Origin of the sequence: Propionispira raffinosivorans DSM 20765 (assembly GCF_000381065.1) — a bacterium.
GTDB classification, from domain to species: Bacteria; Bacillota; Negativicutes; order Selenomonadales; family Selenomonadaceae; genus Propionispira; species Propionispira raffinosivorans.
The window spans coordinates 89782-101830 of the sequence record NZ_KB905848.1; the positions used below are offsets into that span (position 1 = coordinate 89782).

Annotated in this window: 12 protein-coding genes; all 12 read right to left on the minus strand. The window is 38.3% G+C overall.

The features are described from left to right. Positions 1–26: 26 nt before the first annotated feature. The 12 genes from F606_RS0109620 to F606_RS0109680 all read right to left on the minus strand — a co-directional run bounded on the left by F606_RS0109620 (position 27) and on the right by F606_RS0109680 (position 12033). Entirely contained in the window at positions 27–1043 is a 1017-nt protein-coding gene (locus tag F606_RS0109620) for an ABC transporter substrate-binding protein (RefSeq protein ID WP_019553678.1), read from the minus strand. A gap of 36 nt (positions 1044–1079) precedes the next feature. Beyond that, entirely contained in the window at positions 1080–2489 is a 1410-nt protein-coding gene (locus F606_RS0109625) for an FAD-binding oxidoreductase (RefSeq protein WP_019553679.1), read from the minus strand. Positions 2490–2546: 57 nt separating this feature from the next. After that, positions 2547–3317, minus strand: a complete 771-nt coding sequence (locus F606_RS0109630) for an ABC transporter ATP-binding protein (RefSeq protein ID WP_019553680.1) — start codon at positions 3315–3317, stop codon at positions 2547–2549. A 12-nt stretch (positions 3318–3329) separates the two neighbouring features. After that, the gene (locus F606_RS0109635; RefSeq protein ID WP_019553681.1) at positions 3330–4106 is read right to left on the minus strand and encodes an ABC transporter permease subunit; all 777 of its coding nucleotides are present in this window, start codon (positions 4104–4106) and stop codon (positions 3330–3332) included. A gap of 300 nt (positions 4107–4406) precedes the next feature. After that, positions 4407–5771 carry a nitrogenase component 1 gene (locus F606_RS0109640; RefSeq protein ID WP_019553682.1) on the minus strand — a complete coding sequence of 455 codons (1365 nt, stop codon included), beginning with the start codon at positions 5769–5771 and terminating at the stop codon, positions 4407–4409. A 15-nt stretch (positions 5772–5786) separates the two neighbouring features. Next, positions 5787–7307: a nitrogenase component 1 gene (locus tag F606_RS0109645; protein ID WP_019553683.1), complete on the minus strand. Its 1521-nt coding sequence runs from the start codon at positions 7305–7307 to the stop codon at positions 5787–5789. A 146-nt stretch (positions 7308–7453) separates the two neighbouring features. Beyond that, positions 7454–7828 (minus strand): YezD family protein, encoded by a 375-nt coding sequence (locus F606_RS20935; protein ID WP_019553684.1) that lies wholly within the window; start codon positions 7826–7828, stop codon positions 7454–7456. A 329-nt stretch (positions 7829–8157) separates the two neighbouring features. Next, positions 8158–9015 carry a nitrogenase iron protein gene (gene nifH / locus F606_RS0109660; RefSeq protein ID WP_019553685.1) on the minus strand — a complete coding sequence of 286 codons (858 nt, stop codon included), beginning with the start codon at positions 9013–9015 and terminating at the stop codon, positions 8158–8160. A 76-nt stretch (positions 9016–9091) separates the two neighbouring features. Continuing rightward, a complete protein-coding gene (cysK, locus tag F606_RS0109665; RefSeq protein WP_019553686.1) occupies positions 9092–10060 on the minus strand; it encodes a cysteine synthase A in 969 nt (322 codons plus the stop codon). A 54-nt stretch (positions 10061–10114) separates the two neighbouring features. After that, positions 10115–10981 carry a radical SAM protein gene (locus F606_RS0109670; protein WP_019553687.1) on the minus strand — a complete coding sequence of 289 codons (867 nt, stop codon included), beginning with the start codon at positions 10979–10981 and terminating at the stop codon, positions 10115–10117. Positions 10982–11023: 42 nt separating this feature from the next. Then, a complete protein-coding gene (locus F606_RS0109675) occupies positions 11024–11395 on the minus strand; it encodes a NifB/NifX family molybdenum-iron cluster-binding protein (protein ID WP_019553688.1) in 372 nt (123 codons plus the stop codon). Between the two features lie 458 nt (positions 11396–11853). Further along, positions 11854–12033 (minus strand): DUF1737 domain-containing protein, encoded by a 180-nt coding sequence (locus F606_RS0109680; protein ID WP_019553689.1) that lies wholly within the window; start codon positions 12031–12033, stop codon positions 11854–11856. Positions 12034–12049: the final 16 nt, after the last annotated feature.

The window sequence follows — 12049 nt, forward strand, 5'->3', positions numbered from 1 at the left end:
TTTCAATACGCTAGCCACCAATTATTTCATTTATCAGAAATCGGTAATTCTTTATCATATTCATGACTCCAAAACGAACTAACATCAATATTCGTTTTAAGCACGCCCACTTCCAAAAATTGCTTTGCAATATCTTGCTGAGAATCGATTGCTTTTTGTGAAACAGCCACAACTTTATCCGGTGACTGTGCCATACCTTCTTTAAAAGTAGCCAATGCTTGATCATAAGGTTGATGTGTATTGTCTGCAATAATCTGCGCCCATTTTTCTGGATTATTACGAGTCCATTCATACGCTTTGTTGATTCTTGTTAAATAATCTGCAATTGCCGCTCGCTTTCCAGTATCACTTAAGGCCGAAATTGAGGCCTCTACGGGGAAATTACCTGATAAAATATCCTTCGCACTCACTAAAGTAACCGCACCTTGTTGATGAGCTGAAATAATTGCATTTCCATAACTAGCTAAAGCTGCAATTTTCCCACCTGAAAAGGCAGTCAGCCCATCCGATGTAGATAATTGAACCGGATTTACATCTTCCCACTTCATACCAGCTTGAGATAACATTTTCAGTAAAAAATAATGTGCAGTTGTATTATTTACATAAGCTATTTTTTGACCTCTTAAATCTTTTATGCTCGTGACACCAGAATCTTTTGGCACAACTAATTCTTGATTTAACGTAGTAGATTGTGATACTGCAATAATTTTAAAATTCCCCTGATTTGCAGATTGTGCTGAAAAAATTGGTGGTATTTCGCTAGTCAAGGTAAAATCCAAATTGTCACTCGCCATCGCTTCCAAGCATAGATTTCCCCCTTGAAAAACTTTATAGTCAACCTTATAAGGTGTATCTGCAATCCCCGCTGCTTTTAGCATTAACTCGAAATTACTCCACCCCGTTTGACCAACACGAATCGTCACTTTGCTCAAATCATCAGTATCACCACTGCCTATTTGAGCATTGTTTGTTTGGTTGCCGGCACACCCTGCAAAGCCTATGCTGAGCCCAACTATAAGTAAAAACCATAAGACCTTTCTCATAAATTACCTCCCGTGATTTCATTCTTAAATAAATTTTTATACAGTATCCATATCAAAAATTTTACCCGGATTTAAAATAGCATTGGGATCAAATGCCGTTTTGATGGCTTTCATCAATAGGAGTTCAATTGGATCAGCTAGTGTTTCCAGCGTCTGCTTTCGCTTAAAACCAATTCCATGTTCACCGGAAAGACGTCCACCGATTTGATACGTCTGGGCATAAAGTTCCTGACGTAATAACGGCAGTGCAGCTTCCCAATTCGTATTTTCTGGTTGAGGTATGATTGCCAGGTGCATATTTCCATCTCCAGCATGACCAGCTATACGAAATTCAAAAGTCCATTTCTGAGAAAGATCTTCCAATATATCAATAAATTTATTGATTTTATCAACAGGAACCACCAAATCTTCTGAAAAACGAATTGGATTTTTTGCTTCGATTGCCTTACCCCAAATGCGGCGAGCTGGCCAGATAATATCTCCAGCGATTTCTTTGACAACAAGACTCCCCTGTTTTTGCGCTATTTCATCAAGCCGTTTTTTTCTGATAGAAATTTCATCTTCAGAATAAGCTTCCCATTGAATAATCAAACAATCACCTACTGGATGATCAAAGACAGGGTAGTTTTGATAGGCTTCAATATCTTTTGCAGTTTTAATATCAATTAATTCCAAAGACAACGGATCTAGTAATGGATCGGCTAACACCTGTTTCACTAAAGCAACAACCCCCTGCAAGTCTGGCATAACAACCAGATAGTTCGGATTAAATGGTGCTAGTGGCTGCAGCTTCAAAGTGGCTTTAGTAACAATGCCTAACGTTCCTTCAGACCCTGCCAATAAGCGAGGTAAATTATAACCCGTAGCATTTTTCTTAAGACGGCTTCCGATTGTAACAATTTCGCCCAGGGGAGTCACAATTTCCAAAGAATAAACTTGATCTGCCGTCACCCCATATTTTACTGCACGGTTTCCACCCGCATTGGTTGCTATATTGCCAGCAATGACGCATTGATCATTACTGCAGGGATCTCCGGCATATAAAAAGCCCTGTTGATAGGCTGCCGTCTGAATATCACTCGTCCGTACGGACGGTTCAACAACTATGTATTGTGCTTCACGATCTAAATGGATAATTTTATTCATTCGCGCCAAATCTAGTAAGATACCACCATATAATGCCACAGCACCACCTGCTAGACCGCTGCCTCCACCACGAGGTGTCACCGGAATTAAATATTGATTGGCTAATTTGATGATCTTCGCTATTTCTTCTGCATTTTTCGGCAAAATCACAATCTCTGGATACTGTGGCTTATCATTTTTCGTAGCTGCATCATGACCGTATTCCTCTGTAATCTGTTGATGAATTAAGGTATATTCTTCTCCGACAGTTTGTTGTAACTGTTCAAGGATAAATGGCGTAATTAGATTATATTTTGTCATGTGTTATTCTCCCTTATAAATTTTCTGTCTATCTCTATAGATTCGGTTCATTCAAATTTATATTGCATATTCTAATTTTTTAGTATCCCCGATGGCAGACTCTGCATTGCCCATTACTTTATTTAATATTTTCTTCTCATAATACGTAAAATCATTATTGCGATGACGCGGGCGCGACAATTGAATAGCAATATCCATTGCAATTTTCCCATGATCAATAAAAACAACCCGATTTGCTAATGCAACGGCTTCACTAACATCATGTGTTACTAAGATAGCCGTAAATTTTTTAGCGAGCCACAGTTTTTCAATCAGTTGTTGCATTTCAATCCGGGTTAATGCATCTAATGCGCCTAATGGTTCGTCAAGAAGAAGCACTTCCGGCTCAGCAACAAGTGCTCTTGCCAAGGCTACCCGCTGTTGCTGCCCCCCCGATAGAATATCTGGCCATTTATCATTGTGCTCTTCAAGTCCAACATCGTGTATTACCTGCTTGGCAATGCTTGTATTTTCTTTTTGCATACCAAGTTTCACATTATCGATCACCCTTTTCCACGGAAGAAGCCGTGCCTCTTGGAAAAGGACTCGGATCTTTTTATTTATTCCACAGAGTTCTTCTCCCTGCATTTTAATTGACCCTTTTGTTGGTGTTTCTAGCCCTGAAATCAATCGTAATAACGTACTTTTTCCACAACCACTGCGCCCAACAATTGCTACAAATTCCCCCTGTTTTATATGCAAATTAATTCCATGCAATACCTTCGTTTCACCAAAAGATTTGTTTACATCTTCAATATTTAAATATTCTTGTGCTTCGTTGATTAGCATATCTATCACTCCCTACAATTTTTCAGTTTGCCACTTCAACCATTTTCTTTCTAAGTAACAGGCAATACTATCTGACAATTTTCCTAGTAACGCATATACAAGAATGCTCAATACAATTACATCCATTTGCATAAATTCTCTTGCATTCATTGCCATATAACCAATACCTGAATTTGCTGCTACGGTTTCAGCTACAATTAAAGTCAGCCACATAATTCCTAAACCATAACGTACACCAACTAATATCGAGGATAGTGACCCTGGTAATATAATATTCCAAAACAATGCTGCTCCATGTAATCCATAAACTTTTCCCATTTCAATAAGACGTGTATCTATCCTACGAATGCCATGAAACGTGTTTAGATAAATAGGAAAAAACACACCGAGTGATACAAGAACTAATTTAATCTCTTCACCAATACCAAACCAAAGAATCAATAACGGAATTAATGCCAAATGAGGTATGTTTCGAATCATCTGAATAGACGCGTCAAGAAATTGTGCCGATGTTCTGGATAATCCATTTGAAAGCCCTAATAGGAACCCAATACCACCGCCTATAATAAACCCGCTAAAAGCACGCTGTGTACTAGACCCTATGTATCGTATCAATTCACCATTACTTATCAATTTAATAAAAGTATCAATTACCTTTATGGGCTGTGGTAAAATTTTATTAGATACAATACCATCACTTGTTGCAAATTGCCAAAATAGCAATAATATAGCAGGAATTATCCATGGAATTATTTTGTTTAACACATAGGCTTTTTTCAATACAAGCATGATGCCAGTTCACTCCTTATATTTTTTATATAAAATAAACTGCAAGTATTTATTGTCAGCACTATATCATCGCAGCATCGTTATCAAAGCCTGAATTACGTAAAAAAGCAAAGACCCATACTAACTTTTTACAAGTCATAGTATTGGCCTTTGCTTTTGCAATCAGCTTTAATATAATCATTATTTATATACGAATAAAAAAGGCTAAGGACGGTATAAATACACATCCTTAGCCTTTAGATTTTCTAATCAACTAAGATAATATAAAGGGAGTACAACATTTGTGTGCAATTGAATTTATCAAGCACTCTTGCTGATGGCGGCTGTAAAAATATTTTCCAAAAGCGTCAAAGCACCACGATAGCCAATATATGTCTTATTCAAAACCACCTCATACGATGCCGGAAAACCAATCTCAACAATATTTCCATTTAGAGCTTTCGCCGTATCTCGTTCCCAAGTTGTACCAAAAATAATTGGTGGTTTATGCCCAAAATCTGTTTTTCTCAAGATTTCTCCCACAATATAGCCATCTTCCACAAACTCCACCGTCGTCGCTACATCTTCCGCCAAATGTGCATATTCCTTGGCAATCGCCTCACGATATTTTTCCGGAGCTTTATCGGTAATAATCTGTTTACCTGGAATAAGCCCCAACTGATTGACCAAAAATTTATTGATTGCCAAATTATAAATGCTATCCCCAACTACTGCATACGTTGCCGGCAGGCCCCACCAATATTCAGCATAAAAATCAGTAAAATGCTCCAGATAATAATAATATTCTTTTTCTTCTTGTTTGATGAATGCATCTACATGTGTGATATCTAAACCAGCAAAGTCAACAATTTTGTGTAAAAACTCTGCTGTTTGCCCAGCCCCAATCGGGAGCACCGGAATATGCAAATATGGCTGATTATATTTTTTTTCTAAATATTTTGCTGTACTTAAACCCATCCAAGGTGAAACCACCAAATTAAATTGTGCATTTGGTATAGTTTTCCATTCTGCAATTCCTTTTGAACCATTGCCAAATAAAATATTAACTTGAAACCCAGCTCCTTCAATGACACGTTTTAATTCTACCAAGTCACCACGCCAAAAGGTATTTTGAAAAGGTAATTCTGACCATACATTAATTAAGCCCTTGATTTTTTTATCTTTATTTACTGCATATTTATCAACATATTGTTCAATGATTGCCTCGGTAATAATTTCATGTCCAATAAAATTATTACCTTTAAATCCTCCTGTTTCAGCGTATACAATCGGCACATTTTTTTCTTGGAACTTACTAACGACCGAAAATACATCATCACCCACGATTTCGCCAATGCAGCCATTAAGCACTACAAATAAATCCGCTTCCATAATTTTAAGCGTTGCCGAAATCAATTCGCTCAATTTCTTTTCACCGCCAAAAATAACTTCATTTTCTCCAAGATTATCGCTCGGTGTAACCGAACCGCCAGCATAGCCGCCCCCTTGGAATCCATTATAAAAGGCTAAACTTGTATATTGCTTGTCAACACAGCCTGGTCCGCAATGCGCAATCGGCATTGCTCCCGGAATCGCCGTCACGGAATGCAATGCTCCAAGTGCGCAGCCATAACGAACCTGATTGATGGAATTCGTCTGTCCATTTTTATCCTTATTTATCGCCATAATTTTTCGACTCCCTTACCCATTGATGACTTCTGGATGTTTTGCTAACAGATATGGATCTTTTTGTTCAAGCCACCATTTTTTATATGGCAGTTTCGTATGTGCTTTAATATCATCATGGAATTTTTTATGTGCCAAAACATCTAAAATCGATTCACCCAAATTTACAATACCATCATAACCAATGGCGATATGTTCATCGCCAAGTGGTGCTGCCGGAATCCCCATTCTGGACGCAAGCGGCGCCAGCCCATTATGACGAATCAAGATAAAATCAGGGTTCACTTCCTTAAGTAAACCATAAAATTGATACTGCTGCCGGTTACTCACATTAAAGGAGCCAACATCCCCATAATTTTCAATTAAATGTCCTAAAGAATCTTCCCGCGGGTCACCACTATCATAAACAGGGTCATGATGAAATACAAGCGATCCATTAACTTCAACATCCAGCTCACGCAGGACCTGAATCAACCCATGTGCATAGGCTGATCCAGTTGCCACGTACCCTTTGATTCCTTTGAGCTTTTGCTTAAGCTGGGCAATTCGTGGTGCAACACGTTTGTGTTCAGCCTCAATGAATTGTTCTACCAGATCTTCGCGATGTGTGACTTTAGCAATTTCACGAAGCCAGGCATCCGTACCCGCAAATCCATATGGCATTGGAGCTTTTACTTCTGGAACACCAAAATGCTGCTCTAAGGCTGCTGCCATATAGGAAGACAATGTATAACAAAAGCCTACCGTCGCCGCCGCTTCCGAAAGCTGTGCCAAATCATCAACCGAAGCTAAATCAACAACATAATTCACCCGCAAATTAAGATTTGCCAACATTGGCGTAAACACATCGGAACCCCAAAGATTGATAACATTCACCAAATCTTCTTGTTTTTTGGGATTACGCTTTACAAGCTGTCGTAAAATCCCATGCTGCGTAGCATCGAAACCAGTACTCCAATGTTTCGAACGAAAGCCTTCGCAGGCAATTGGAATAACTGGAATTTTAAGCTCCGCTTCTTTTTCCCGAGCAATACTTTCCATATCTTCACCAATAATTCCCGTTGCACACGACGTAGCAATAAATATTGCTTTAGGTTGATAACGTTCCCAGGCATCATCGATCGATTGTTTCAATTTTTCCGCAGCGCCAAAAACCATATCGCTTTCGATTAAGTTCGTATTGATGATACGAATATTTTCAACTTTATGATGACGCATCGCTAATCCATTTCGATAAATGGAATTATACGGAACCTGTCCTGCCCCGCAGCCAATCGGTGAATGTTGAATAAGAACTGCATCCCGGACATTACCGGCCTGACATTCTACCATCTGTTCACTGCAAACTGAGCCTTGTGTAAAAGGACCTTTGACTTCACAAAGCCGGCAGCCGTCTTTCTTCTTGCCGCAGGCACGACTTTCATAACCAGACTCTCTATGCAAATCACTTGCTTTGCCATCCCAGGCAATAATAGTCCCCAACCGATGTTCCCGACTTTCCACTTCGGCAATGTCCAAATTGATTTTCTTTGGCATAGTTTTTCACCCCATTATAAAATATCTATATTTTTCATAAAAAAAAGCAAAGGATACAGAAAATAAATTCCTATAACCTTTGCCTTCAATTTTCATGATCAGCAAACGATTGGGCTGGATTATATAAAATAAATAATAACCTCACCTCAAATACCTTCGCCATCCAATCCAGTAAACTCTTGGAAGCGATGTTTTTCGGTACGTTCAATTTGAATGATTTTCCCTTCCTTGATTACAATGACAATTTGTCCATATTCTAAATCACCAAATTCTTTTTGAATCTTTTTACCAATTTGCGTATAATCTGACTTTTTCTCTACATTCAATTTCTGATCGCGAGTAATCATATCACATGGCCGTATTTTCTCATTGCGCTCAATCTGGACCAGACGAAAATTCTGTGTGACAAGAGTTACATTACCATGAAAGGTTGTTTTTAAAACATCTACAATCTGTTCCATTAAATGTTTTGAAATCGCTGAATTTGGATTTGTCCCAATCTGTATTTTTCTTACAGCCATTAAATCCCCTCCTAATAATAACTACCAAAATAAAGAAAAACTAAGCATGCCTCAACATGCTTAGCCTTCATTTTTTGATCAGCTAAACTTTAACAGTTCTAGAGAAATAGCAGATCTTTTGTTTTACGCTCAAAAAATTTCTAAAAAAACTCATCTTAGAAACTATCATTAAATGCAGCAAAAGTCTGGTTAATATTACTATCACACATTCTTCCCATATTTCAAATTAACCATATATGATTAATATGTTTATAATTATAGTTTGAGCAACTCAACTTGTCAATGTTTTTCATGCTAAAAATATAGTATTACTTGATGCGGTTTATGTATCAAATGCGATAATCATCTTCCAATGTATCCATGAGTCCAAATTCCATAAGAATTTCTTCAAGACGTTCCTGCGTCATTGGTTTTGGAATAACAAAATTCTTGTTTGTTTCGATCTTATGTGCTAATTCACGATACTCTGCCGCCTGTTGTGCTTCCGGCCGATATTCAATAACGGTTTTCCTGTGAATTTCAGCTCGTTGAACAATATTATCACGTGGGACAAAATAGATAAGCTGTGTTCCAAGCTCACTCGCAAATGCTTTTAAAAGATCGACTTCACGTTCTACATTACGACTGTTGCAAATAATCCCGCCGAGTCTTACAACCCCTTTATTCGCATATTTCTGAATCCCTTTGGATATGTTATTAGCAGCATATAAAGACATCATTTCCCCACTTGCTACAATATAGATTTCTTTCGCTTTCCCTTCGCGAATCGGCATTGCAAATCCACCGCACACAACATCCCCCAGAACATCATAAAATACATAATCAAGATCTTCCGTATACGCTCCTAAACGTTCCAGCAATCCAATTGATGTAATAATCCCGCGACCTGCGCAGCCAACACCAGGTTCCGGTCCACCCGATTCAACGCAGCGAATCCCATTATAACCTGATTTTAAGACACGTTCCAAGTCGACATCTTCGCCTTCTTCACGCAATGTATCCAGTACTGTTTTCTGAGCAAGCCCTCCCAGTAGCAACCGCGTTGAATCCGCTTTCGGATCGCAGCCAACAACCAGAACATGTTTGCCAAGCTCACTAAGTCCTGCCGTTAAATTTTGGGTGGTCGTCGATTTACCAATTCCACCTTTACCGTAAATTGCAATTTGTCTTAATACTTTTTCTCCCATTATTTAATCTCCTTTTATTTTTTATAATGTTAATTTGGCACTTGTTATTTCGATCAACTAGAAATTTATGTTACGTTCAATACCAGATTGTACTTTTTTCCTGAGGAATTTTATTAAATAAAACTGTCGACAAATAACGTTCTCCCGTATCTGGAAGAATAGCAACAATCGTTTTACCTTTATTTTCAGATCGTTTGGCAATTTTTGCTGCAGCAAAGGCTGCTGCTCCCGAAGAAATTCCCACCAATAAGCCTTCAACCCTTGCCAAAACGCGAGCCGTATCAACTGCCTCTTCATTTCGCACCTTATAGATTTCATCCACAAGATTCAAATCTAAAACTTTAGGCACAAACCCAGGACCAATACCTTGGATTTGATGAGCTCCCGGTTTACCACCGGATAAAACTGGTGATGAAGCTGGTTCAACGGCCACGATTTTGATGTAAGGATTTTTCTCCTTTAACGCAGCTGCTATTCCAGTTATGGTCCCCCCCGTCCCAACACCAGCAACTAAGATATCAACCTTCCCTTCTGTAGCTTCCCAAATCTCAATTCCTGTTGTTTTTTTGTGTATTTGGGGATTTGCCGGATTTTCAAATTGCTGCAAAATAATGCTGTTTACAATCTGTCCATTCAATTCTTCCGCCTTGCTGATTGCCCCTTTCATGCCTTTTTCCCCTGGAGTCAAAACCAATTCTGCACCTAGAGCTGTCAAGAGTGTTCTACGTTCCACACTCATTGAATCAGGCATTGTAATAATCAGTCGATACCCTTTTGCTGCCGCAACAAACGCCAGCCCGACACCGGTATTACCGCTAGTCGGTTCAATAATGACAAAATCTTTTGTAAGCGTGCCTTTCGCTTCTGCATCTTGAATCATCGCATAAGCCAGCCGATCTTTGATACTGCCGAGCGGATTAAAATATTCTAATTTGAATAAAAGTTCGCTTTCTTCCACTTTTGCTAATTTCGCAAATGATTTTGATCTCAGCATTGGTGTATTCCCGATAAGTTCGACTAAATTATCTACTATAATATTAGACATTTATTTTCCCCCTGCAAACACATATGATTTTCTGCCAATCCCAGCTGGTATGTTTCAACCATGTGAAAACGTTTCCTTAACTACAAGCTGCCCCAGATAAACCTGCTCACTGAAATTACTTTCCCCTGGAACCCCTACAGCATCCGCACGGCATCTCTGGCAATGACGGAAAACATCTATATATTTTTCTGCTTCACGCCTTACTCCATCAATATCATTACAACCTGGTTCTACACAATCTTTTAATTTGTGCTGTGGAATCAGCGGAATAATATTATATAAAGTTGCCCCAGCTGCTTTGACTTGTCTCGCTACTTCCTTTATATGGAACCGATTAATTTCATTTATTAGTACCGTATTAATTTTTATGGTAATGCCCGCATCGGCTATTTTTCGGATTCCTGCTAATTGATTTTTGATCAAAATATCAGCTGCTTCCATTCCTTCATAGCGTTTACCATGATAAACAATTCCTGATATAATTTTAGCCTGTATCTCTGGATCCACCGCATTGACTGTTACCGTCAACGTATCAATCCCCACATCAATAATTTCTTCAGCTCTTTCATTTAGCAATAAGCCATTCGTACTCATACATTTTAAAAGTTGCGGGAATTTATCATGAATCAACCGAAATGTTGACAATGCATTATCGGTCGCCAGTGTATCTCCCGGACCGGCAATACCAGCCACTGTTATATCAGGGCAAAGTTTCAAACCGCGTTCAATCGCCGCAATCGCCTGTTCCGGTTTTAAAATAGAAGCTGTTACCCCCGGTCGATTTTCTGTTGTATTTATTTTTCTATCACAAAAATTGCACTCAATATTGCACCCTGGGCATACCGGCAGATGCATCCTGCCTTTATTTTGTTTGGCACCAAAACATGGATGTATTTCTCTTATTCTTGCCTTATCGATCATTTTTCTGCCTTCTTTCCTTTTTATGCCTTAATCCTCTCCTCGCTAAAGGACAGATTCAACTTCTTCCTTGTATTTATATTGTTTTACATCATAAGCAATAAGCTTCTGCATTGCATTTTCAATAAAATCTCGGACTGCAATAGCCTGTATCCCCTGTATTTCCAGTACACGTTCTGCACCACCACCGATCTGAGCACATAAAACATAACGGCAGTCAACCACAGCCAGCACAGCTTTCTCCAGTGCAGACTCATCATGCCCACCTGTGCTGCACGGTGCTTCTATCAATCTTTCTTCAAAAAAATGATACTGTTTATTTTCGTCTACCTGAATAATACTGAAATTTTCAGTATGTCCAAAATGTTGATTCACGACCTTCCCATCGCTCGAAGAAATTGCTACTTTATATGTCATAAAAACGCCCCCACTTATTTAGCTAAAACAGGACCCCACTAGTTAAAAACATTGTTCTAGTTCTTAGACATAGAACAAAAAAGCCTGTCAAATGTATCACACACTTTTATGTGATACATTTGACAGGCTTTAGCATTCTAATCACCAGTCAGATAGATTCTATTTTACAAAGCTTACCATGGAAAAAACATCGCATAGAAAAATCTCCAATAGCATACTTTCCGTATATGTTTACTTTTAACTGTATGAGTATTATATTAACATACATTTTTTATTTGTCAATACAAATTAACCTCTTAGTGTAAAATTTGTGATCGATATATGATAATGTCTTACTATAGTGTGATTCCTTTCTGTGGTAAATTAATTATATTACAGTTTGAAGCCACTATGGATTTTTCATTAGTTCAATTTCATTTTACAATGAGTCTATTTTTAATAATTTTAAACCATCACTTTTAAAAATCAAGATCATTTTTTAAGATTACGGCTTGTGCAGCAATCACATCGTTTCCATTAAAAGTAAGTGCTGGCGATCCACAAATTTCATAACCGTCCTCTAATAATGCTGAAATTCTTTCGCAAAAAGATGCATCATCTTTCCCGGTAATTAAGCGATAACGAAGTTTCTTTTCCATAGTAAAACTCTCCTTT